Annotated in this window: 17 protein-coding genes; 5 read left to right on the top strand and 12 right to left on the bottom strand. The window is 48.9% G+C overall.

Annotated features, from left to right (window positions below; translation table 11 throughout):
• Window positions 1–198 precede the first annotated feature (198 nt).
• Window positions 199–936, bottom strand: a complete 738-nt coding sequence (gene fnr, locus LC073_RS01275) for a fumarate/nitrate reduction transcriptional regulator Fnr (protein ID WP_226642537.1) — start codon at window positions 934–936, stop codon at window positions 199–201.
• A gap of 253 nt (window positions 937–1189) precedes the next feature.
• Window positions 1190–2059: an SDR family oxidoreductase gene (locus tag LC073_RS01270; protein WP_226642535.1), complete on the bottom strand. Its 870-nt coding sequence runs from the start codon at window positions 2057–2059 to the stop codon at window positions 1190–1192.
• 263 nt (window positions 2060–2322) lie between these two features.
• On the opposite strand from LC073_RS01270, the gene LC073_RS01265 reads away from it, so the two are divergent.
• Complete coding sequence (locus LC073_RS01265; protein WP_226642534.1) at window positions 2323–3345, top strand: adenosine deaminase; 1023 nt, start codon at window positions 2323–2325, stop codon at window positions 3343–3345.
• A gap of 84 nt (window positions 3346–3429) precedes the next feature.
• On the opposite strand, the gene fnr (LC073_RS01260) is transcribed toward LC073_RS01265, so the two are convergent.
• The 5 genes from fnr (LC073_RS01260) to LC073_RS01240 all read right to left on the bottom strand — a co-directional run bounded on the left by fnr (LC073_RS01260) (window position 3430) and on the right by LC073_RS01240 (window position 8910).
• Complete coding sequence (fnr, locus tag LC073_RS01260) at window positions 3430–4158, bottom strand: fumarate/nitrate reduction transcriptional regulator Fnr (RefSeq protein WP_226642532.1); 729 nt, start codon at window positions 4156–4158, stop codon at window positions 3430–3432.
• 70 nt (window positions 4159–4228) lie between these two features.
• Window positions 4229–5611 carry an oxygen-independent coproporphyrinogen III oxidase gene (gene hemN, locus LC073_RS01255; RefSeq protein WP_226642530.1) on the bottom strand — a complete coding sequence of 461 codons (1383 nt, stop codon included), beginning with the start codon at window positions 5609–5611 and terminating at the stop codon, window positions 4229–4231.
• Window positions 5612–5736: 125 nt separating this feature from the next.
• Window positions 5737–6432 carry an OmpW/AlkL family protein gene (locus tag LC073_RS01250; protein ID WP_226642528.1) on the bottom strand — a complete coding sequence of 232 codons (696 nt, stop codon included), beginning with the start codon at window positions 6430–6432 and terminating at the stop codon, window positions 5737–5739.
• Window positions 6433–6837: 405 nt separating this feature from the next.
• Entirely contained in the window at window positions 6838–7746 is a 909-nt protein-coding gene (mmsB, locus tag LC073_RS01245) for a 3-hydroxyisobutyrate dehydrogenase (RefSeq protein WP_226642525.1), read from the bottom strand.
• A gap of 57 nt (window positions 7747–7803) precedes the next feature.
• Window positions 7804–8910, bottom strand: a complete 1107-nt coding sequence (locus LC073_RS01240; RefSeq protein ID WP_226642523.1) for an enoyl-CoA hydratase/isomerase family protein — start codon at window positions 8908–8910, stop codon at window positions 7804–7806.
• Between the two features lie 181 nt (window positions 8911–9091).
• Here LC073_RS01240 and ettA point away from each other — a divergent pair, with 181 nt between their 5' ends.
• On the top strand, window positions 9092–10756 hold the full coding sequence (gene ettA / locus LC073_RS01235) for an energy-dependent translational throttle protein EttA (protein WP_226642515.1): 1665 nt from the start codon (window positions 9092–9094) through the stop codon (window positions 10754–10756).
• Window positions 10757–11265: 509 nt separating this feature from the next.
• On the opposite strand, the gene LC073_RS01230 is transcribed toward ettA, so the two are convergent.
• From LC073_RS01230 to LC073_RS01220, 3 genes are all read right to left on the bottom strand, one after another.
• Entirely contained in the window at window positions 11266–13224 is a 1959-nt protein-coding gene (locus LC073_RS01230; RefSeq protein ID WP_226642513.1) for an ATP-binding cassette domain-containing protein, read from the bottom strand.
• 169 nt (window positions 13225–13393) lie between these two features.
• The gene (locus tag LC073_RS01225) at window positions 13394–16138 is read right to left on the bottom strand and encodes an ATP-binding cassette domain-containing protein (RefSeq protein ID WP_226642511.1); all 2745 of its coding nucleotides are present in this window, start codon (window positions 16136–16138) and stop codon (window positions 13394–13396) included.
• Window positions 16138–17325 (bottom strand): HlyD family secretion protein, encoded by a 1188-nt coding sequence (locus LC073_RS01220; RefSeq protein ID WP_226642504.1) that lies wholly within the window; start codon window positions 17323–17325, stop codon window positions 16138–16140. Before LC073_RS01220 ends, LC073_RS01225 begins: the two co-directional genes overlap by 1 nt.
• A 354-nt stretch (window positions 17326–17679) precedes the next feature.
• On the opposite strand from LC073_RS01220, the gene LC073_RS01215 reads away from it, so the two are divergent.
• Together LC073_RS01215 and LC073_RS01210 are read left to right on the top strand one after the other, a co-directional pair.
• A complete protein-coding gene (locus tag LC073_RS01215; RefSeq protein WP_226642503.1) occupies window positions 17680–18393 on the top strand; it encodes an alpha/beta fold hydrolase in 714 nt (237 codons plus the stop codon).
• Window positions 18394–18609: 216 nt separating this feature from the next.
• A complete protein-coding gene (locus LC073_RS01210) occupies window positions 18610–18930 on the top strand; it encodes a hypothetical protein (RefSeq protein WP_226642501.1) in 321 nt (106 codons plus the stop codon).
• 98 nt (window positions 18931–19028) lie between these two features.
• Here LC073_RS01210 and LC073_RS01205 read toward each other — a convergent pair whose 3' ends face one another.
• Both LC073_RS01205 and LC073_RS01200 read right to left on the bottom strand, forming a co-directional pair.
• Window positions 19029–22016: a TonB-dependent receptor gene (locus tag LC073_RS01205; protein WP_226642499.1), complete on the bottom strand. Its 2988-nt coding sequence runs from the start codon at window positions 22014–22016 to the stop codon at window positions 19029–19031.
• Window positions 22017–22615: 599 nt separating this feature from the next.
• The gene (locus tag LC073_RS01200) at window positions 22616–23317 is read right to left on the bottom strand and encodes a glutamine amidotransferase-related protein (RefSeq protein ID WP_226642497.1); all 702 of its coding nucleotides are present in this window, start codon (window positions 23315–23317) and stop codon (window positions 22616–22618) included.
• A gap of 364 nt (window positions 23318–23681) precedes the next feature.
• On the opposite strand from LC073_RS01200, the gene LC073_RS01195 reads away from it, so the two are divergent.
• Window positions 23682–25283, top strand: a complete 1602-nt coding sequence (locus LC073_RS01195; RefSeq protein WP_226642495.1) for an AbgT family transporter — start codon at window positions 23682–23684, stop codon at window positions 25281–25283.
• The last annotated feature ends 125 nt before the right edge of the window (window positions 25284–25408 follow it).

Raw genomic sequence — 25408 nt, 5'->3', positions numbered from 1 at the left:
GAGGAACCATTAAGAAAGACCTACCCAAAATTAATCGGATATTAAAAAATGACCAACGCTAGAAGAATATTCACATTTACATGCAAGAATAGATCGATGACGGTCAATTGCTAGACCAAACAATGACTGGGGAATATTTGAGCACTAATCTAGCTACTCATCTCTTTCTTGAGACACTCGCCAGCAAAAATTGATTAGCTATTCTCTGCCTTCAATATCGTAGCTGCAATGAGTCCCAGCCACTTCACTGAGACCTAGCAAGTCCTGAATCTGCACAATCCTGCCACTCACCTTAATAAATCCCTGCTTCTGAAAACGGGAAAACAGCCGGCTGACCGTTTCCGCAGTCAAGCCTAGATAATTAGCTATATCTATGCGCGGCATAGATAAAATAAATTCACGGGAAGAATACCCGCGACTGGCGTATCGGCTGGAAATATTCATAAGCAATGCGGCCAAACGGGTATCTGCAGATCGCTTGCCAAGCAACATTAATATTTCATTTTCCTTGCGCAGTTCTTCAGAAAAAATACTGTATATCTGTTGCTGTAGAGCCGGAACCTGTTGCGCTAACACTTCCAGTTGAGAAAATGGCAACAAGCAAACACTACTGTCTTCGAGTGCCTCGGCATAGCTTGAATGAACCCGCATACTGTAAGCATCGAGTCCAAGCAATTCTCCCGGCAATGCAAAATGTGTTACCTGAGTGTCGCCATCTGCGGCAATTACGACATTTTTAAAGCTGCCAGAGCGAATTGCGTACAAGTTTTGAAACGGATCGCCAGCCCGATATAGAGATTCTCCGGCCTTGATCAGCTTCTTTTTTCCCGTGACTTGTTCAAGGCGGTCAATATCAGCCTGAGACAGGCCCGCTGGTAAGCATAGGCGTCTTACAGAGCAATTACTGCAACTTACCGCTACGGATGAATCAATCATATCCAACTGGACGGTTAACAATTTGCAAAATTGTAACGACATTATCGAAGAGCGTCTTCACTTCGAAATAAGCAGCAGAATATTGGGAAAATTTCACTGAAAACTGCCAGTTATATTTATCTCTGGCCTACTCTCTAATGCTTTTAAAAAACGCTAGTCTTTATTTATCTCAATAAAATTCTGACCGCCGGGTACTATCCATCATAAATGAGCAGTCAGAATTCTGGAGCTAAAAATAAAAACTGTCGGGAAATCAATGATTCGCGTGCAACATGGTGTCTATCACCATTTTTTGCTGCGCCTTGCCAGTAGGATCCGCATCCGTTTTGTAAGCACAAAACTCATTGGCCCAAGAAGAGGTGCGAACCCGTACCGGCGGATCATCACTTTCAATCACCTCCAAAATCACTTGTGCCACCTGCTCAGAAGTCTGATAAAGGCGAGCGGTCTGCTCGGGTGTACGCCGTTGGATACCACCCAAGTACTGTTCGAAAACGTCCCGATAGTCCCCTTCGGGCACGCCACCATCGGCTTGTAATTGGGAGAGAACACTATTGGCAAACTCGGAATAGATACCACCGGGCTCAACTGCAGTGAATTGAATATTAAAGCTGGGCTGGACGTAGCATGCCATGGCCTCGGTGTACCCCTCTACAGCAAACTTGGCGGCACAGTAAAGTTCATTAAACGGCTGCCCCACTAACCCACCCACGGAGGAGATATTAATAATCCGACCGCTGCGCATCTTACGCATATGGGGAAGTACCGCTTTGGTGCAACGCACAACGCCTTGGAAGTTTACATCCATGACCCACTGCATCTCTGCTTCAGAGGTCATCTCGGTGGTTTTCACAAATCCGGCGCCGGCATTATTAACCAATATATCGATGCGCCCCTGCTCTCGGATAATGGTATCCACAGCATTTTGAATAGTTACCGTATTTTGCACATCTAGCGGCAAAACCCTAATACTGTAATCACGATCGACAACCTCAAGTAGCGGAGCCGCTTTTGCTATATCTCTCATGGTGGCATAAACAACATACCCCAGTTCCGCCATTTTGGTGGCCAAACTTTGCCCCAGCCCGGTAGATGTTCCCGTAATCAATACAACCTTGCTCATAGCACCCTCCAACCCATAAAAGTAAACTGGTCAGTGTATATTACATCAACAAACAAAAAAGTAAACCTTGCGGTATACTTTCAGCAAGATACCAACTTGCCTATTGCGTTCTTTACAGGACCTACCCCAATAAATAGCCGGCTGGCTTTTCAGCCGGAGAGAAGAAGCTGGTAAGATGGCCTCCAGTTTTATCTGGCTGTTTGATCAATGTAGCTTTTGGCTCAGGTAGCAGCCCCAAACTTCTTTCCAACACAGTTATTACTATGAGCATCGCCGACCTGGATTTTATTAAGGCCCTGCCCAAGGCAGAGCTGCACCTGCACATTGAAGGCTCGCTGGAGCCAGAACTAATGTTCGAGCTTAGCCGACGCAATAAGATTGAAATCCCTTTTTCCAGCGTTGAAGAAATTAAGGCCGCCTATAAGTTTCACAATCTGCAGTCTTTCCTGGATATTTACTATCAGGGTGCCTCAGTCCTAATCCATGAACAGGATTTTTACGATCTGACCATGGCCTACCTACAGCGCTGCCGTGAAGATAACGTTGTACATACAGAAATTTTCTTCGACCCCCAAACCCATACTGAGAGAGGCATTGATATCGGTGTGGTTATTCGGGGCATCCACAGCGCACTGAAAGATGCCGAATCCGAGTGGGGAATTAGCAGCCACCTGATCCTCTGCTTCCTGCGCCACCTAAGTGAGGACGAGGCTATCTCTACCCTGGAAGCCGCCAAGCCCTACCTGGAATTTATCAAAGGCGTTGGTCTGGATTCCTCCGAATTAGGCCACCCGCCCAGCAAATTCCAGCAAGTCTTTGCTAAAGCCAAAGAATTGGGCCTGGAAAGGGTCGCCCATGCGGGAGAAGAAGGACCCGCTGAATATATTAAAGAAGCTCTGGATTTACTCGATGTAAGTCGGATAGATCACGGGGTGCGCTGTGTGGAAGATGAAACACTGATTGAGCGGCTTATAGATCAAGAGATTCCCCTCACTATCTGCCCACTCTCGAACACCTCACTCTGTGTTTACGAGGATATGAACCAGCATCCAATTTTGCAGCTACTGGAACGGGGACTCTGTGTCACAGTAAATGCCGATGACCCAGCCTATTTCGGCGGCTACGTGAATCGCAATTACCTAGCATTGAGTGAAAGTCTGGGTATGACCAGGGAACAGGCTAAACAGCTGGCTATCAACAGCTTCAAGGCTAGCTATATTTCAGAAGCCCAAAAACAAAAATGGGTTGAGGTGATTGCCTCTATCGAGACTGTTGCGGAAGTGTAAAAAAATCGTGAGAGGCCTGATCTTTTACTCAATAGCAGGCCCCTTAGGTTAATTAGGACTCCTCAAATTTTTGATGAGTCCCAATTAATCATCATCGTAACCGTAATGAGTACCCGCCAGCTCGCTGAGGCTGATCATATCCAATATTTCTACCGCCCGGCCACTTACTTTAATCAATTTTTCTTTTTGAAAGCGGGAAAATAATCGACTAACCGTTTCCGCAGTCAAACCCAGGTAATTGGCGATATCCGTGCGCGGCATAGAAAGCAAAAATTCGCTGTGGGAATAACCGCGGCGTGCATAGCGGCTGGAAATATTAATTAGCAATGCCGCTAAACGGGTATCCGCCGAGCGCTTGCCTAGCAGCATCAAAATATCATTTTCCTGGCGCAGTTCTTCGGAAAAAATACTATATATCTGCTTCTGCAACGCCGTAACCTGATTAGCCAGTAATTCCAACTGGGTAAATGGCAACAGGCAAACACTGCTGTCTTCCAGCGCTTCGGCGTAGCTGGGGTGCACGCGGCTACTATAAGCATCTAACCCCAACAATTCTCCAGGCAAAGCAAAGTGGGTAACCTGAGTATCACCATCAGCTGCGATCACTACAGTTTTAAAACTGCCTGAACGAATGGCATAAAGATTCGCAAAAGGGTCACCGGACCGATATAGGCTCTCGCCGGCTTTTACAATTTTTTTACGGCGCGTTACCTGCTCTAGTCGATCAATATCTGCTTGAGATAATCCCGCAGGCAGGCATAAACGTCTAACCGAGCAGTTGCTGCAGCTAACCGCTACTGAGGAGTCCATCATACTAAACCAGCCGGTAAACTAATTTGCGGCTATTGTACCTGCTGTGCAGGCAATCGTCTCCCACAGAGAATTAAAGAACACGAGAATATTGCGCATCAGTTTGCTGGCTGTGCAAATAAATATCAAATGCCGAGGCGACGTTGCGTACAAACCAGCGCCCCTGTTCCGTGACTACGATCTTTTTCTCATCCTGGTAAATAAGACCATCGTCAAACATAGGTTCTAGCCGCTCCAGCTCATGATAAAAATATGTATTAAAAGCTACCCCTGTACGACGCTCGGCCTCAACTTTATCCAGGCTTAGGCGACACATCAGTTCGGTGATAACCCACTGGCGCAGCTTATCTTCATCACTCATCAACCAGCCCCGGCATGAAGCATTGCCCCGCTCGGCAACAGCCTGGGTATATTCCTTCAGGCGGTGTAGGTTCTGCCAGAAACCATTGCGACTGTAGCTGATTGCTGAAGCCCCCAATCCGACAAGTGCATCGGCGGGCATTAAGGTATAACCCTGGAAGTTTCTTTGTAACATCCCCGCATGAGCGGCCTTGGCAAGCTCATCTCCCGGACGGGCAAAATGGTCCATACCGAGGAACTCATAACCGGCACTGCCTAGATGCTCTACCGCGGCCAGCTGCATCGCTACTTTTTCTGAGGTGGAGGGAATTAATGTTGTATCAATAAGGCGCTGAGCCTTAAAGCGATGGGGTAAATGCGCATAGTGGTAGAGGGCGATTCGGTCCGGCTGTAAATCCAGTACCTTATCCAGGGTACTGTGCAGACTGCTGAGGTTTTGCCTGGGCAAACCGTAAATCAAATCATAGGAAATAGATTCGAATCCCCGCTCACGCGCCGCAACCGTCAATTCGGTCACCTGATCGGCACTGCAAATTCGGTTGATGGATCTCTGCACTTCGATATCAAAATCCTGCACCCCCAGACTCAGGCGATTGAAGCCGAGCTCCCGCAGGGTATCCAAGGTCTCCAGCTCCAAAGTGCGCGGATCAGCCTCAATGCTATATTCCACTCCATCGCCGGGACGCAAATCGAAAATTTCACCCAGCCCCTCCATCAGGCGACGCATATCTCCATCACTGAGGAATGTGGGAGTACCACCGCCCAAGTGCAACTGGGTAACTGGCACCTGGGCTACTTTATCCCGATACCAGCGCGCCTCTTGTAAAAGGTTGTCCAGGTAGCTGGAAGCGAGACCATATTGAGAGGTTATTACCTTGTTGCAGGCGCAGAAATAACAGAGAGAGCGACAAAAGGGTATATGTACATACAGGGATAAGCTGCGAATGTCCTGAAGTGCATCCCAGGGTTTGATACTGCCATCCAGAGGCTTGAACCTGTCAGCTGTGGGATAAGAGGTATAGCGTGGGCAGGGGCCGCTATAGCGGGACAACAGCTCTTCCGACAGGCCACCCATAGTGCTTTTTGTCTCTTGCATCATATTTCCACAACCTCAATCAATTGTTTGCGACAGTCCCCCCGCACAAACTAAAAGGCAGCCGCCGAGTTCTCACCGGGAAAACCGCAGCGACTGCCACACCCCAAAACTAGAGTGCTGCCACTTTAGAAGCGGTAACCGAGACCCGCCATATAAACCAGCGGATCGATATCTACTTTAGCGGTAACATTACCCACACTAGGTACCTTTACAGTGGCATCGGTATCGATATCCATCCAGAAAACAGACATATTGAACAACCAGCGCTGATCTGCGCCGAAGGCGAAGTCCACACCCGCTTCGGCAGCTAGGCCGAAAGAGTTATCGAGAGATAGCTTTGCTTCGTCCTTAGCCCCTAGGGTTTCAAAGACCGCATTAGCAGTACTGCTGATTTCCTCATCGAAGAAAGCGGTGTAGTTCACCCCCAGTCCCACGTAGGGCTGGATTGTGGACTGGGTATCCATGGGGTACCACTGCACCAGCAAAGTAGGTGGGAGATGCTTGGTTTCACCCAATTCAAAAGTTTCACCCAAACCTTCGGCTTGAATTTCATGCGTAAAAGGGGTGGCGGCGACCAATTCAATACCCCAGTGATCGCGGAACATATACACACCGGTCAGGCCCAAAGCGGAGCCGTTGTCCACATCAACACCGGTATTAGGTTGAGCATCCCCATTAACAGAAAGTGCGCTGGAACTAGTGTCGGGCGCTACCGTGGCCATACCACCGCGCAAAATAAAGCTGCCCTCTTCGTAGGCCAGTACCGGTGCAGAAAGTACGGCGGTCAAGGCGGCTGTCGCACAAGCAGTTATACGATTCATTAACTTCTCCATACATAGCGATTTAGCATTTTTCCCGACTTTGGAAGGCCCCCTCCAGGCACAATCACAAGTCGCAGGCAGGTTAACCGCTGGCCTAAACCCGGAGCTTGATCCAAATCAAGCTGTCGAATTTCGTGGAGTTAAAAACAGCGTATTACCCACAGCGCTTGTCAGGCCAAACATCAGAGATCTTCCGAGCGGGGCGGCGAAGATAGCGATTGGGTTGCGCGGGAGGAATGGGGAGGGAGTTAGTAATTGGTACCTATTGCCAATTTTGCGAACTGGTACGGATTTTTAACGTTAGATGACATATAGACACGACCCCCTCTCCATCACTGGCCGGCACCAATCAACGGAGAGGGGGGGAGGGGGAAGGGAGAGCACGGAAGCCAGGTAACTTCTAGGCTACCAAGTCAGACCACCTGCCGGGCGGCGGAACATATTCTGGATGCTGGAAAAATCCAATTTCTGGTTTTCTTCACTGGCGCCGTGCAGTTGATAGATGTTTTTTGCCAGAGCCCCCATTGGCGTGGAAGAGGCACTGGTAGCCGCCGCATCCATGGCGAGCCCCAAGTCTTTCAGCATCAACGCCACGGTAAAGCCACCAGCGTAGCCATTTGCCGCCGGCACATTTTCCATAGCGCCAGGGTAGGGGTTGTAATTGGCCAGGGACCAATTGTTGCCTGAGCTCTGCATCATGATCTCGCTCAGTACCTTCGGGTCCAATCCCTTATCCACACCCAGCTGCAGGGCTTCGGCGGTACCAGTCATATGGATAGCCAGAAGCAGGTTGTTACAAATTTTTGCCACCTGCCCTGCCCCTGCGCCACCGGCGTGAAAAATCTTGGCGCCCATCGCCTGTAGCGGCGCCCGCGCGGCATCCACTGCCGCCTCCTCACCCCCACACATAAAGCACAAGCTGCCCGCCTGGGCAGCTGCGGTACCCCCCGAAACTGGCGCATCAATGGCAAGCAGGCCCCGCTCAGACGCAGCCTCATTCACCAGGCGGGCATCTTCCGCAGAGATGGTTGAGCAATCGATGATCAGTGTATTCTCAGCCAGGTGATTCAGCAGCCCCTCTTCTTCCAGGTAGAGGCTTTTTACCGCCGCACCACTGGGCAGCATTGAGACCACAATAGTGGCACCCTCAGCCGCCTGCAGCGGGGATTCACAAGGCGTGCAACCATCTTCTTGCGCCAGCGCCAGAGCCGTGGGATTGAGATCGAAAGCCGCCACGCTATACCCGGCCTTCACCAAGTTGGCCGCCATAGGGCCACCCATATTCCCCAGACCAAAAAAGGCTATTTTTTCCATAAAAGCCACTCCATATTTTGTTGTTGGTATCCCGTGCGTAAAGCGGCCCGGGTCGCTTTATAGATCCTCAAGCGGATGCGCTCCGTCCCAGGGCGCGCTAAAGCAGCTCTCCAGCTGTTGCGGGCTAATCTCCTCCAAGCTCTGAGGTTGCCACTTTGGCGTGCGATCCTTATCGATCAACAGAGCCCGCACCCCCTCTTTCAAATGGCCACTGGCACAGAGGTTTACCGCGAGCGCCAACTCCATCCGAAACACATCGGCCAGTGACAAGTGACGCGCCCGGCGCAACTGCTCCCATACCACCCAGGGGGTCAATGGCGAACCACCGGCCAGAGTGGTGGCGGCGCGCTGCAGCCATTTATCCACCCCTTGATAGGCGCTGATTGCCGCGCAAACCTCCGGCAGGCTGGCAAAGTCCGTAAGCTGCTGGATCTGATCGTAGTGTTCGCGCAGCTGCGATTCCGGCCGCTGCAAAGGTGAGAGCTCGCAACTCTTAAGGCAGTCACTAATTAGGCGGTGGTTAATAGCGTTACCGGCTGAATAATCCAACGCAGCCAGTGCCGCCAACACAGTTTCGCGCTGGTCCTGCGCAATAATGCGGTCGGCCATACCGGCAAACAGGGCATCGGCCCCATTAAACTGCGCCCCGGTCAGACCCAGGAAAAGACCCAGGCGGCCCGGCATACGGTTCAGAAACCAGCTACCGCCCACATCGGGAAATAGGCCGATAGTAATTTCTGGCATCGCCATACGCGTGGTTTCAGTCACGATACGATGGCTGGCACCGGCCATAATGCCGATACCACCGCCCATCACAATACCGCCACCCCAGACCACGATTGGCTTGGTATAGGTGTGTATTTGGTAATCCAGACGATATTCGCGCGAGAAGAATTCAGTCGTGTAACGATATTCCGGCGATTCACCGTAGGCGGCCGATTGCTCATACAGCGCCACCACATCGCCCCCAGCACAGAGGGCTTTATCACCACTGCCATCTATCCATACGGCGGCCACCGCATCGTCATCAGCCCATTGATCTAACTGGGCTGAGAGCAGATCAATCATCTGCAGGTTGAGCGCATTGAGCGCCTTGGGCAGGTTGAGGGTCGCGATCGCCAGTGCGCCGCGCCGAGAGAACAACACCGGGGAGTCCTGATCCATTGCTATCTGTCTTATTGCTCTTGTACTAATTAGCGTCGCAGTTAAGCACATATCAGATTCAACGTCAGCCACACGCGAGTACAGCGGCGACAGGCGCAGGGGTGCAGTTGCACTTTTTACGCAAACTGATAAGTTGCGCGCAAAATCTGAGCGATTGCAACACCCAGTTACGGAACCCCAAATGGCTGAATACGTATACACCATGAACCGGGTGGGCAAAGTAGTGCCCCCCAAACGCGAAATTCTGAAGGACATCTCCCTTTCCTTCTTCCCCGGCGCCAAAATCGGCGTACTGGGCCTGAACGGTGCCGGTAAATCCACCTTATTGCGCATTATGGCCGGGGTCGACCAGGACTTTAATGGCGAAGCACGCGCCATGCCGGGTATTAAAGTCGGCTACCTGCCCCAGGAACCTCAACTCGACGCCAGCAAGACCGTGCGCGGCAACGTGGAAGACGGCGTACGTGAAGCGATTGACGCCCTCGCCGGCCTGGAACAGGTCTACGCCGATTACGCCGAGCCCGACGCAGACTTCGATGCCCTGGCGAAAAAACAGCAGCAATTCGAAGACATCATCCAGGCCTGGGACGCCCACAACCTGGAGCACCGCCTGGAAGTCGCCGCAGACGCCCTGCGCCTGCCGCCTTGGGACGCTGACGTCAACAATCTGTCCGGTGGTGAAAAGCGCCGTGTGGCCCTGTGTCGCCTGCTGCTGTCACGCCCGGATATGCTGCTGCTCGACGAGCCCACCAACCACCTGGATGCGGAATCCGTATTCTGGCTGGAGCGCTTCCTGCACGACTTCACCGGCACCGTAGTGGCCATCACCCACGACCGCTACTTCCTCGACAATGTTGCCGGCTGGATTCTGGAACTGGACCGCGGCCACGGTATCCCCTGGGAAGGCAACTACACCACCTGGCTGGAACAAAAAGAGAAGCGCCTGGAGCAAGAGCAGCGCGGCGAACAGGCCCGCGCCAAAGCCATGCAGAAGGAACTCGAATGGGCTCGCCAGAACCCCAAGGGCCGCCAGTCCAAGAACAAAGCGCGTCTTTCCCGTTTGGAAGAAATGCAATCCCAGGACTTCCAGGCCCGCAACGAGACCAACGAAATCTACATTCCGCCCGGCGAGCGCCTCGGCGACAATGTGATTGAGTTTAAAGAGGTGAGCAAAGGCTTCGGCGAGCGCCTGCTGATCGATAATCTGTCTTTTCGCGTACCCAAGGGCGCGATTGTCGGTATCGTCGGCGGTAACGGTGCCGGTAAGTCCACCCTGTTCCGTATGATCAGCGGTTCTGAGCAGCCGGACTCTGGTGAAATCAAGATCGGTGAAACCGTCAAGGTCGCCTATGTTGAGCAGGGCCGTGAGAACCTGGACAACAGCAAGACCGTCTGGGAGGCTATCTCAGACGGCCACGATATGCTCAAGATCAACAACTACGAAGTGGGCTCACGCAACTATGTGGGCCGCTTTAACTTCAAGGGCAGCGACCAACAGAAGCGCGTAGGCGAACTCTCCGGCGGTGAACGCGGACGCCTACACCTAGCTTATACACTTAAGCAGGGCGCCAACGTACTGCTGTTGGACGAACCCTCCAACGACCTGGATATCGAAACCCTGCGCGCACTGGAAGAAGCCCTGCTTAACTTCCCGGGCTGCGCCCTGGTGATCTCGCACGATCGCTGGTTCCTGGACCGCGTTGCCACTCATATCCTCGCCTACGAAGGTGAGAGTGAAGCCGTCTTCTTCGAGGGCAACTACACCGAGTACCACGAAGACTTTGTACAGCGCAAAGGCGAAGATGCCGCACCCCACCGGATGCATTATAAGAAGCTGAAGACCTAAAAATAAAAAAAGCCCGCGAATGCGGGCTTTTTTATCAGGTCCAACTCAACACTCTATAGAAAATATATTCACAGAAAAAAAGGTTTACACAGCAGAAGCAATTTTACCCTCCTTTCTCTAGAATAGATTCTACAGCTTATTTGGCTCGTAGAGTTACCAGAAAATTCTGGACAAGCATGATACTAGTAATTAATGAGGGGAAACTCTTACTAACTTTAAACAACTCACTTCATACTTACTTGACACAAGGTGAAATCTAACACATTAAACTAGCAATTTTGTACCAAATATACACCTTACCCTATCGAGCCAAAAATTTTAGATAAAAAACTACCTAGGGGGAAGTTCTGGGTGAACAGTTACTGGACCAGCAATAACATTAGTTTCAGTATGCATTTAGTATCTCCATCTCCATAATAGAAGTTAAAAAGTGCCCCAAGCTAAATAGAGCTAGGGACAACACATAGCTTAACGCGAATTTAGCCTACCACACCACCATTAACCAAAAACTATGGGTGAGCGATCACAATTAAACTAGCCGAATTTTTTTGCACACAGCGGAAAGAATATCTTAAATTACCAGGATCCAAAGCCGCAAAACTCTCATCTAACACTAACAACTCAGCATTCTGCAAAAGTGCTCGAGCAATAAACAAGCGACTCATTTCTCCGTGAGATAACCTCCAGCCCATTTCTCCCACTGTTTGTAATATGCCTGCCGGCATTTTTTCAAGTAGTGAAGTCAACCCTAGTTCGTCACAAATTTTATAGGCTCTTCTTACACTTTCAGGCTTAGGAGGCCAGTCATCACCCATCAATACATTAAATAAGAAAGAATCACCTAGTACGTGATTCTCATGAAATTGAGGTGCCGATGCCACTTGTCTACGCCAATGTTGTACACCCAAGCTGGGTCTATCGTACCCATTAATAAGCAAAAGTCCCTCTCTTTGCTTTTGGATACCTGTTATCACATTCGCGAAAGTAGATTTTCCCGAACCCGAAGCCCCTTGCAATATTATGCGATCGCCCGGATAAATACTCAGATTACAGTTCTTTAAGGCCGCCCTGTCTTGATTAGGATAGCTAAAACTTAAGTCACTGATATAACATAAAGGTTGCTTAGATCCTTTCATATCCCCTGGCACTTTATCAGTTCCAGAAAGCTTGCAAGCCCCCGATTTTGATGGAGCCTCCAAGGAAAAGAGTTCACATACTTTTTCCCAAGCGACAAGAGCACTGAGCCCACTGGAGAATCCGCTTATGCATTTCAACACTGCACGATAACCGAGTAGCATTCCCCCCAAAGCCGCAGCGATTTGACCACTCTCGGCGCTACCAATGACAAAAATTGGTGCAAGGCCCACTATTCCCAGCAGCAGCCAAATACGTGGCAATACTGCAGTTAGATGGGTCAAATTGCTATCCATAGCATTCGAGCTACGAAAATACTCTTCCAGCTCCTGATCTTCGCCCCGATGCCAATCCACTGGTTCTTGTTGTGCCAATCGAGTCCGGTGGCCGAGCATTTTCTCAATTAGGCGATGAGTCATACTCAAGCGCTGATTGGTCCAATATCGACGAGCCTGGTATTGGGTACGTCCTAGAGCGAAGGCTATGATTAAAAAAAAGGCCAAAACTCCTAATAATAGTGGGACTCCGATACTTAGCAGTAGCACTATGGAAGCCATTACCAACTCTACACCGCCAAGAAGCAGAAAAAAACTCGCCTGCAGAGCGGTAGCCTCTATATTTTCTGCATCGTATACACGCCCAAGTATCTGCCCCGAGCCCATATGACGCACCTTGCCTGGATCTATTCGCAAAGCGCTGGCAAGCAAGCGCTGCTTAAGCAAAGCACCGGTTTCCAGCGAGATTGAGCCTTGTAACCGGGCAGTAAAAAGCGAAAGGGGGATCTGCGTTATCAGCAATAGCACCCAGGCAATTAGCCAACCGCTATCAACATAACCGTCAAGAACAGCTCGACCTATCAACCACCAACTGACAATGAATAAGACCATTTGCAGCGTGTGGCAAGCAATCATGCTTAAAAAGCACAAATGTTGGCGACGCTGGCGTAGCTGCTGCCAGAAAGAGCGATGGGTCGGTTGACGCAACAGCCAGCAATCATCAATTTGTAACCCTGCCAAATTTACCAACAATAATGCTTCGGCAGCTTTATCACGCCGTCGCCCAGTTATATTGGTACTGTCGAGTAGAGTTGTAATACGCTCGCGATGGGGTGCTTCCTGTGCGCTTATCAGCGCACTGATTACTTGTCTTGGACGCAGCTTTAAAACTTTTTGGGATGGTGAAAGAATATGTAAAAAGCGATGGTCTCTGCCGCATAAAGCAACGAAATATTCATCAGATTCTAAGCGCACACGCACCAGGGCCGGTGCAGCCCGCAGTAGCATCTGCTCCAGCTCTCCATATTTACAACTAACTCGCTCAATTTTTAAATCCAAAGCCTCTGCCTGTAACTGCAGACGGGTGTCTATATCTTTATGCGCTTCCGCGTTGGAGTCGTAGTCAGTGGCTGCTGGCTCTAGGCCAGTACGCAAAGCCAGGGACTTAAGGGCACTATCTAATTGAGCCGCGGGCCAACAAAGGTGGGGTAGCTTACTAAGGGAATCATCAGATTTCACAAGCTACCTCTTGAGACTGCGCCATACCACTATTTTGCGCCCGCTCTTTTATTTCAGGTTGAACCTCGGTGATTCGCCCTTCCTTCATGCGAAGATGGCGCCAATCTGTGCTCTGCCAACACTCCAGCCAAAGATTCTTTTCCGCGGTGAGAAGTTGGGCATAGCGAGATTGAGTTTGCGCTTCCAGGTTTGTGGGTATGCCATCCTCAATAATCTGTCCATCTTCCACCACTAATACGCGGGGGAAATCTCTAGTTTCAGAAATATCATGGGTGATACAAATTAGCGTGGTGTCTTTCCACACCTGTCGCACGCGATTGAGTAAGCGCTGGCGCTGCCCTCGGTCAAGTCCGCGAAACGGCTCATCTAAAATGGCACAGATTGGAGACTCTCGACCTAGAGCTCGCCCTAAACGCACACGCTGCCCCTCCCCTCCACTGACAAGCGCACCACTTTCCCCTAAGTTGCTCTGCAAACCATCGGGCAGGGAAGCCACTAAATTCAATAGATCGGCCTGCTGTAATATTGGGTACAAGGAAGTAGAGGAATTGTTGCCGTAGTGTAAGTTATCCAGCAAGCTGCTATTCCAAAGTTGGATCGCAGGGTCAACCCAAGCACAGCGTCGGCGAAAGCGGGACTGCAATTCACCCTGCAGCTCTTCGCCATTGAGCAATAGTCTGCCAGTCGCTGGTTTATACCAGCCCAACAATAAACCGGCCAAGCTCGATTTGCCCGCACCGGATGAGCCAACAATTGCGATATGCTCTCCGGGCGCAATTTCCAGATTAATATTCTTGAGAATGCTTTGGCCACTGGCTTTGACGCTGACATTATCAAAGCAAAAAGACGCAGCTCCTTTTAAGGGCTGCCCCTTTTTATTACTAGACGTCTCTTCTCTGTCGTCATTTGTGACCGCCTGCAGCGGCTCCAAAGCCCTCAACAGAGTATTTCGCTGGCGAGGGTAGCTCCGCATTAGTTGCGCGATATCTTCCCCCAGTGGAGGCAGCGCCAGTACCCAGTAAATTAATAGGAGCAGATCGGGACTTGCCCCGCGGACCTGGACACAATAGATCACCAGCACACAGGTAAGAATCCCGTTAACAATCAATTGTACGGCTTGACTATTCAGTTGGAACCGCAAAGACGAGTAGCCGGCTTTAATCCACTCGGTCAGTAAGCTTTCGTGTTCACGGCGAACGGATTCCCCTGCGCCATGTGTGCGTATTGGAATGACTCCCAGCAGCGCATCCATATAAAACCTAGCTAAGGCGCCAGCGTGAGTTTGCACACGCATATTATGATCACTGAGCACAGGCAGGAACAGCAGAGGGATAACTACCTGCAACCCAGCCATTAATAACACCAAGGGTGCGGCAACGGGCGCAATCCAAATAATGCCAGCAGCTGTAGCGAGTAATGACAAGCCCTTTAAGAGTATTCCACCTCCCAGCAATGGTAGTTCTCTTAGAGCAACTATTCGATGACTTCTCTCTGCGGTATCCGAGGTGGGACGGCTTTGAAAAAAATGGTCGGGTATTTTCGGAAGGGAAGAGAGAAAACGTATGCGAAAGCGGTTTTCCAGGTGTCTACCAATCCTTAATTGCAGCTTGGTCATCGGCAATTGCACGAGTATAAGGGTTAACATAAACCCCAATAACAAAATGACCGCACTCAATCTCTGTACCTCGGTGGCCAGTTCCGTGTGAATATCGATCAAACCACGAAACAGTAGTGCTTCAACCATCACACCAAGTACTGCCGCCAACATTGCTATTAGAACCATGCTTGGAGCAAGTAGACCATCCTCTCGCAAAAAAACCCATAATTGCTGGAGTGGTTTTATCGGTTGTGCTTGCAAAGCTTTGCTTAAGGCCTCGGACTTGGGCTTGACTTCAACCTCCTCCCGCACCCCTCTCACGCTGACAATTACGGCGCCACTAAACTCCAACAGATCTGGCTCTAACTCAACTGTATTCGCTTCGTCAGTGCCAGGAGGGCGGGAAGGTTGCACACACCAATAGCTCTGCGGCACCAGGTCATAAGCGTTGCTAAAATCTTCTGTTAAGTCCCCCGTCAGCCTTTGCAATAACACACTGGTTTCTGCCCCTCGCCGCAACGCACCTGAGTCAACGAGTGCTGCCAACATTCTTACACTGGCATCTAGGAAAGCTAGGGAGAGCCAATCTTCTCGCTTCAGGGCCCGCTCACACACGGCTTCGCTGATAGATTTTGAAATTCTTAATTGCCCCATCCGCTCTCGCAGGGGATCGATAAAATCTTTTCCGCCAGCCCAGCTTCGCCACCCTTGTGGTGGAACGCGCATAGTATGGATATGCAGCTCATCGAGAAAGCGTCGTGCACTGGGCCACCGCCTTCCCGAGGCTGGGTCCATAACCTGTATAATTCCACGATGATTGCGCCAAGCCACAACAAAGTGAGTGTTGCCGTTGGGCAATCGCACTACCACCAATCCCGGTAGGTAACCTGGTGAATCTAACAATAAGTGATCTTTGGGCACGACCATCTGTGCCGCATCCAACCCCAGCTCAACCGCAATTTTTTCCAGGGTGTTAATAGAGGTGCCGTCCACATCGGTTTGGCAGGCATCACGTAAATGGCCGTAATGCACATTCACCCCAAAGCCTTCAAGCAAGCACTTAAGAGACGCCGGGCCACAATCCATATTGGAAGTTTGTACGACTTCGGGAACCAGCCAGCGGGTTTTTCCCTTCACTACAGGGTCTCCAACGAATTTGCGCTACTGCCTGCTTGCCCTGATAACAAGTCGCCAGCCCTCTGCAATAGCAGCTGACAGGGGGTCTTTACTCCGGTGGCGATCTCTACCCTTGCTGGTAGATCATGTAATAGGGGTAACTGTGGGGGGATTTCTCCCTGTAAAGATAACTCAACGAGGATTTTTCCTTTTTGCACCGCGCTGGCCACCCTCTCTACACGAGCCTGTAACTGGCCATAACGTGCCCAGGAAAACCCATCCAGTTTTACCCGCGCACTCTGTCCCGGACGGATATGCCCAAGTGCGAGAGCAGGAGGGAAAGACGCCTGCACACTGATATTACCCTCGGCTTGTAATGTGGCAACTTGTTGCCCCGCGAGTAAAACCTCTCCTTCCCGAATATCTGCCAGCGAAGCAAGCTTACCCGAGATAGGCGCTCGTAGACGCTGCTCATCTACAGCCAGAGTGCTCTGCTGCATGCGAGTATCCACTTCAGCCAGCTGTCTTTGGGTGTCTGTTCGACGCTGTCCCAATTCACTCACAGCTAATTGGTACTCATTTGCCAATTGATCCAAGCGATCATTAGCTGCACTTATTGCCGCTTCCGATGCAAGTGTGGCCATGGCCATTTGCTGATAGGTACGCTTGGCAGCGAGGTAATCAAGTTCAGAGCCTTGCTGTTTTTCCAATAAGCGCTCATAACGCTCTGCCACATCCGCCTGAATCTGCTGATTACTTATCTGAAGCTTATGCTGCTCTTGAAGTAGCCTCAGCTGATCTCTTAAAGCTTTATCGTCTTCGGCAAACTTTCTAGTCCGCAAGTCCTCTTCACGATCTATTGCCAGCAACTGATCTGAAAGACTCCGCGATACTCGACTGTCGCCATCCAGATCCAGATCAAATGTTTTAGTATCCAGTTCTATTAATAGGTCCCCCTTGTTTAAGGTATCGCCCAGTGAAACTCTAATAGCGATTACCCTTCCCGTCCGCTGGGTACTGACATCAACCGTATTCTGCTCTTGCTCAAGCCTGGCTAGGTCACTAATGCTGTAAACGGTGATCTCCTTAAATAGGAACCATATCCCCCAGCCCACCATTAGAAGTACACCCAAGGCACTTATCAGTCCGAGAGAGTAGATTGAATCAGTGTTAATCGCGCGGGTAGTTTGAAAAAATGGTGTTGGCAATACAATTCACCCAATCCGTACCAATTAAGGCGAGTAAAATAATTTCTTCTGTTCTTGCGAAGCCAGCATGGGCTGTGATCCGCGGGGCCAAATCTAATTCTCTAATATCGGATAGTCAAATTCGAGAAAATTTTTTTTACTCCGATAGAGTCACAAAATTCTTAAACGCCCGGTAGAAAATCAGGTACGCTAGGAAATACTAAACAAAAGCAATTGAGTGATAAGTTAGGTCTTCATCCGGTTATGCCTAATCACTCATAAATGGCCAAAAACGCTATATTGATTAGAACCTCTGAAGCTTTCTACAGATCCAATACCCTTCGCTAGGTAACGAGACGATATGAATACAGTCAAATGACTAAAACGTTTGTCCTTGTACACGGCTTATTTCATGGCAGTTGGTGCTGGTCGAAGGTCTGCAAGAGGCTCATAAGAGCGGGCCATCGTTTCTTTAACCCAACACAAACAGGCCTGGGAGAGCGCCGGCATCTCCTTTCCCCCAAAGTGGGTATCAATACTTTTATTGACGATATAGTCAATTTGATAATATGGGAGGACTTGCAGGAAATGTCGCTGGTAGGACACAGTTTTGGTGGAATAACGGTCTCAGCTGTAGCCGATAGATTAAGAAATCGCATTCGGCATTTGGTTTATCTGGACGCCGCTATCGCTCAGGATGGCCATTGTTTCTATGAGCAGCTGCCAGAGCAAAATAGGGCCCAACGCCTGGCTAACAGCCAGCTAGTTAAGGGAACCCGATGCTTTATGCCCACCCCTGCCTCAAGTTTTGATATAACTGACCCGAATGACATCGCCTGGGTAGAGCGCCACCTTACTCCCCACCCGGTGAAAACCTATCTAGATCCAGTAAAGATGTCGAAGCCCGCAGGTACTGGTTTAGACTGTTCCTATATAGTCTGCTGTGAACCTATACATCCTTCTTTTTCATTGAGCCGACAATGGGCAAAAGCTCAAGAAAACTGGGAAATTAAATTTATAACAACAGGGCATAGTGCCCCCATTACGGATCCAGATATAGTCGGTGATATCTTAATAAATCTATCTTAGCCACTCCCTTCCTAGCAAAACTCAACAACCATGGAAAAGAAATCGACAAATTACTTACATTATTTTGTAATATCCTACCTCAAACAACGGCCTTAATACTTATTACACAATTAATGAACATAACCAATACGCACTCTTGGAAAATTCAAATCATCCAGTAACAGCTACACTTTATGTAAATAAACTTTTCTTAGAGAGCCACTAGGAATCCTACGTATGTCCAGCTGCAAAATATTTGTAGAATCTTCAAAGCTAGTTCCGGAATCAGCAACCAGGATATTTAGTGAGATATTAACTAATAATTTGGAAGTACAAGAATCCAAATTACCGGTTGTCGTTGTCGAATCCGAGCAAGTTGAGCCATCCGGTTGCTATATTGAAGTTCTCTGTAGCCAAACGCCTCATCGAACTCATAAGGTATTACAGAGCATGGCCATTGAACTGGACGAAACAGCCAGAAAGGTATTTCAGATTGAAGAACCTGTTGGAGTAAGAATTCAAATGGTAGATGAAGATTTTTTATTAGGTGTTAACTAAGAAAAGAACTGAAAAAACAATTAAAACTTTAAAAAGGAAGCCTTCTCTGTTAGAGAAGACCTCCTATAATCAAAATATCCATTTACGATAGGATTAAGTTAGAACCTAGCACTTGCTCCAAAACGGAAATACCTAGGAGTTTGATACTCTTGGCTTATTCCCCAGTTTGGATCAAAATTACCAGGGCTAGTTTCCGCAAATTCATATACCTCCGTTTCTGCATCTGCATCAAGAAGGTTGAACACCTCAGCCCGAAGTTCTACATCAGCCAAACCAACACGAGTACTATATACAAGTGATAGATCTATTTGATTTACCCAGCTCGTCCGCCCCCTACTACCACGATTTGTCTTGATTAGATTTCCATTGGGATCAGTAATATAGTAAGTATCACCATAGCCCGGAGTTCCATCAGGATGCCCTGCTCCAAAAGAATTAATCGGGCGGCCAGACTGCAAGAGGAAATTAGCCCCCAGCAGGAGATTTTCCATAACTTGGTAATTCCCATATATTTTGAATTTATGGGTACGATCATTGGGCAAATATCCATTCGCCCCATCCATTAATTCGGGAAAATCAAAGTCTTGTGTAATACCCGCATCATCCTGGCCATTATCCGATTTTACGTATCCCTCAGTATTTCCTTTACTTTGGGACCAGGAGTAACTCGCACTTAATCCCCAAACGCCATCAAAAGCACGTTTTGCAGAAAATTCCAGCTCTTTATAAGTCCTTTTGGCCTCAGGATAATTTAGCAGCTCAGCGGAAAACGTTGTCATTTCCGTCTCACCAGTACCGTAACGGTCGTAAGGAATAGTGATATCCTTTCCAGGATTGGCCAACACATATCCATAACCAGCACCGGTATGCTCGTACCCCAAAGCATCTATGGCGTGACTAATATTTAAATCATCAATATGGGATTTTAAATCGCGATAGGTGGCCTTGACACCCAAGGTCCATTCATCAGCAAAAAGCCTTTCATAGCCAAGAATAAACTCATCCTGATACATGGGTTCTAAGTCTCTATCAGAGAGCTGGGCACTATCTGGTACACTCCCATCTGAAGTTACCCTTGCTGAGCCTACCTCTTGAGAGGTAGGAACACCATCTGCACCTACATTTAATGGAGCAAATGTCTTCGGATCGTACTCCCCGTCAAAAATAAAATAACGCTCGTAACCCAATTCCCCTCCAGATAAGCGTACATTTGTATTGGAGGCGATAGGCATAAAGTAGCGACCCCAGTTACCATAGACTCTGGACTCGCCATCACCACCTGGGTCCCAAGAGAAGCTTAATCGTGGCGCCCACTGATCATCAATTTCAATAAAAGTATCGCCTTCTCCATTAAAATTGGAGAAAGTTTCATTACGAATTCCTGCATTTAAAGTTAGTGTATCCGTAATATCCCAGGTATCTTCGATATAAAAAGCTTTTGACTCAACCTCAAAGTCCCCTTCTACATCGCCTACCCGATAAGAGACTATATGAACAAGAGAGCCATCACCATTTACATTGTCAACCACCGCGCCATTGGGGAGCTCTTTACCAGGTTTATATGAATCATAAGTGTAAAACACTCCCCCATCTTCCCTAAAACCTGTTCCAGAATAAGTTTCTTTAGACGAAGAGGAGTTAGTTTCCTGATCGTAACCGAAACGTATCGTATGATCATTAATTACCCATTCAAAATCAATACGGTCAGCTATTCTCTCATCTCCGCCGGTCTGAACTCTAGAGCTAGCTTGGCAACCAGGTCTGTCATCAGAATTACCTGGCAAGGCTCCGGTGCTAAAATCCCTTACATAAGGGCATTCGATATCAGTTGTACTAACAGTGGTCAGTGAATATTCATTCTGGCCATGGAGCATTGAAATACTAAAATTATCAGTTATCTGGCCATCATAACGAACCAGCCAGTTATCTCCACCGCGCTTATCCCAGGTAGTTCCCGTATATTCTTTTTTATCCCTATTAAAATAATCATAATTAGATTGATCATTTTCCCTGGTGCGCTTATCAGAGAACTGCATGTAAGAAAGAATGTGATTATCGGTTATGTTCCAGGTTAAATTAGCTCCCCAGAAATCATCATCAATATCTCTCTCATTATATCTACCAGGGCTCCCTCTGGTGGTAAATTCCTCAGCTGTTTCCTGCTGCTCGTAAAGGACATAGAAAAACAATTTATCCGGAATTATTGGGCCACTAACATAATAATCAGTGGTGTATTTAGACTCCTCATTCTCTGAGTTTAAATCGTAGAGAGTCCCATCTGTTGATAAGGTATCTGGAGCCTCCGAACGCAAGGCCGCAGGCTCATAGTAGGCAACCACCCCATACCCAAACTCGTTAGTACCTTTCTTGGTAACAGCATTAAACACACCACCTAAAGACCGTCCAAATTCGGCGCTATACCCCCCGGTCTTAATCTGAAATTGGTCATAAAATTCAAAGGGAACAGATGATCCGCCTAGTCCATTACGAAAATTAGTGACGTTCAGTCCATCAATATAATAGGCATTTTCACCTACAGAAGCGCCCCCAAACGATATCAAATCTTTTTCTTCACCAAAACTAGTATCGCCTAGAACAGTACCCGGAGCCAGTAAAGCAACAGACTCAATATTGCGAGCAACGGGCAACATTTCCACATCCGACAAACCAATATTGAGCGCAGACTCTGCTGTGCCAGTTCGAATCTGGGGAATTACCTCCCCTACTACAACTACTTCCTCTAGATCTCCAAGTGTCAAAGGTATATCCAACTTGGTAGAGCTACCGATAGAAACCGCAACGGCTTCAATCACTGCAGGTTGATAGCCGCTCTTCTGAACAGTCACCTTGTAAATGCCAGTGGGTAAATTTACTCTAAAATCATTATTCCCACCCGTTGATATAGTTCTTTTGAAGCCATTCTTATCGTTTTCGATAATAATAGTGGCGTTACTCAAGTCACTCCCGCCACTGCCGATAACAGTTCCATCAATAGTTCCATTCACATTGCCTGCCGCCAATGCCTGCCCCCCAACTAATGGCAAGCTTATGGATGCAGCTAACAGCGTCCGCTTAAAGTTCGTCATAAAGCCATCCTTTTGATCATCAATAAATTTATAATTTATTAGCTACAAGCTTTACTGAAATTATTGACCGTCCCCCAGCGATCCCCTCATAAAACTCAAGAAAAATAGGAAAATACTCATGCAAAAACTTCACTACCAACACAAGGCAAACTAGTTAGAACCCACTATTTAAGCAACTTCAACAAGCTAGCCAGATATAATATTCCCCCCAAAACAATTAACACAATAAGCACAAAACCTTATTCGAAGTGAAAAAGCGATATAAACGCCAAAAATCTTAAAAATACTCCACAATAAAAACATTAAGGGAATGATTTCAAAAAATTGAATAAAATGACGCCAGCAAACATTTAAATACGGCATCTAATCCAACGCAGCGAAAATAGAGACGAATTAAAAAACTAAGCCTAAAGAAGAAGCAAGCATATACTCAATACAATAAAGAAAACCTTTTTAATAAATTATGAATTCAGTAAAGCGTACTTAATCACTCACTGAAAGGAAGGAAGGAAGGAAGGAAGGAAGGAAGGAAGGAAGGAAGGAAATATTAGAAAATATGAAGCGGCTAACGGGGCAGTAATAACTGCCCCTTAAAATATCTATTTACGTAAAAACTCCAACATCCACTTGGCAACCATATTCTCATGAATATCATTTTTCAGTGAGGCCTGCCCCTTTTCCACTACATCAGTACCAAACGCCTCTCGGCGCAATTCCATCAGACTATTGGAGTAAGGCTTGGTAAATTCCGGGTGGGCCTGGAAGGTAAGCATATGGTCATCAACTTGGAGCATCGCCATTGGGCAGAACTCGTTGGAGGCCAACACACGGCCGCCGGGGGGCAGAGTATCCACTTGGTCCTGATGGGTAACCAGTAGGTTGAAACTATTCGTGGGCTCCGACATCCAGGAAGGTGTTTCCTGCATTTCATAAGAGTGTACCCCCAATCCCCAGCCTTTATCAGATTTGCGGGCCCTTCCACCCAGTGCCTGAGCGATCAACTGGTGGCCAAAGCAGATTCCAATGGTAGGTTTTTTCTGGTCGTGTAGCTTCCGCACGAAGTCCATTAGGGGTGGTATCCACTCCTTTTCATCATAGACACCGGTTTTACTGCCAGTAATCAGGTAGGCATCCACCTCATCGATCTGGGCTGGGTACTGTCCGTGCTGCACTTCATAGGTGGAGAACTCCAGTGTGGGGTCCTGGCTGCGCAACAGGTCTGCGAACATCTCTGGGTATTCACCGTATTCGCCCACCAGTTCCTTGCGCACATCGTCGGTTTTTAAAACTCCAATCTTCATTATTTCACCCCTGGGTTGACTGCTGAGTTTTCGGATTATGGCATATCCAAGATATGCTGGGGCGGATTGTCTGTCGGCTAAAACAGGCTACCCAAAACGCTGGACACCGCCTTTTGGGGTTCCACTCGCTATGCAGAGGTACTTCCTCGCTTTCAATAGTCTACCGACATAGCCCTCATCTAAGAGGGGCATTCTCCCCCAGCTGTTACCGACCCACTAACCAATATCATTCCGGCGCTGGCATTCTTACCTAAAGGACTTTTGTGTATCATCGCGCCCTTAGCACATTTTTCAGCCAATTATTGGGCTAACGGGTACTCCAGAGGCAATTAGGACTACCCGCCAACGAAATTGAGGACACACAATGACCACAACGACCTCCCCCAGCGACCGGCAGGATAGCCCGCCGGGACGCAAAACGGCCTTTACCCGCTTCCTGGATGTGGTGGAGTGGCTAGGCAACCTGCTCCCCCACCCCATTACACTCTTTGCCCTCTTCGCTGTAGGCGTGGTGGTTCTGAGCGGTGTGGCCTCCTACTTTGGCTTGTCAGTAGCCGATCCACGCCCAGTAGGTGCTGCAGGGCGCGATCCCGATGGGGTAATTGAGGTCTTTAACCTAATGAGTGGCGATGGCCTCAGGATGATCGTTACCAGTCTGGTGAAAAACTTCACTGGATTCGCGCCGCTGGGCACTGTTCTCGTAGCCCTGCTTGGGGTGGGAATTGCCGAGCATTCCGGCCTGCTGAGTGCCGCCGTCCGCGGCCTGGTGCTGCAAGCCTCCAAGCGCACGGTCACCGTAATCGTCGTATTTGCTGGCATTATTTCCAACACCGCCTCTGAACTCGGCTATGTGGTACTTATCCCTCTCGCCGCTATGATCTTCCACTCCTTGGGACGCCACCCTCTCGCCGGTTTGGCAGCGGCCTTTGCCGGTGTCTCCGGTGGCTACAGTGCTAACCTGCTGCTGGGTACGGTGGACCCTCTTCTCTCGGGGATCACTGAATCCGCCGCCCATATGATCGACCCGACTTATAGCGTGGGGCCGGAAGTGAACTGGTACTTTATGTTCACCAGCACCTTCCTGATTACTATCATTGGCAGCTGGGTCACTATGGCCATTGTGGAACCAAAACTGGGCAAGTACGACCGCAACGAGGCCTCAGTCGACCTGAGCCAGGATAAACTCGGTACCCTCAGTGAAGATGAAAAACGTGGACTCAAGTACGCAGGCCTGGCGGTGCTGATAGTTTCCTCAATATTTGCCCTCTCTGTCATTCCCGAGTGGGGCGTGCTGCGCAACCCCGAAACCGGTCTTGTCGCGGGCTCGCCCTTCCTGAAAGGTATTGTGTCCCTCATCCTGGTGTTCTTCGCGATCCCCGGCTTTGTCTACGGCAAAGTAGTGGGCACCATGAAAAATGACCGCGATGTCATTGATGCCATGGCTAAAAGTATGAACAGCATGGGCATGTACATCGTGCTGGTGTTTTTCGCCGCGCAGTTTGTTGCCTTTTTTAAAATCACCAACCTGGGAACTATTTTCGCCGTACTCGGTGCCGACGCCTTGCAGAGCATTGGCCTGACAGGCCCGCTGCTATTCCTGTTCTTTATCATGATGTGCGGATTTGTGAACCTGATGTTGGGCAGTGCCTCGGCACAGTGGGCAGTTACCGCCCCAATCTTTGTGCCCATGCTGATGCTACTGGGTTATGCACCGGAGGTGATCCAGGCCGCTTATCGTATTGGCGACTCAGTGACTAATGTCATTACGCCGATGATGAGCTACTTCGGTCTTATCATTACCTTTGCCGCTCGTTACAAGAAAGACCTGGGTATGGGAACCCTGATCGCCACGATGATCCCCTACTCCATCTTCTTTTTTATTGGCTGGACCGCGCTGTTCTATATTTGGGTATTTGCCCTGGGCCTCCCGGTTGGACCTGGTGCAGCTACCTATTACGGTGGCTAAAACCCTACTTATTAAAAAGGCCCGCTTCTTAGCGGGCCTTTTTAATTGTGAAAGAAATGTGCAAATTAAAGCTCCCTGCTGGGACCGATAGCCCAGTATCCCCCAACAAAATCACTATATCCTTA

It is taken from the genome of Microbulbifer variabilis (genome assembly GCF_020524905.1).
GTDB lineage: Bacteria > Pseudomonadota > Gammaproteobacteria > Pseudomonadales > Cellvibrionaceae > Microbulbifer > Microbulbifer variabilis_A.
Note: the sequence above shows the minus strand (reverse complement) of the source record. Positions and strands in the feature narration are given on the sequence as shown.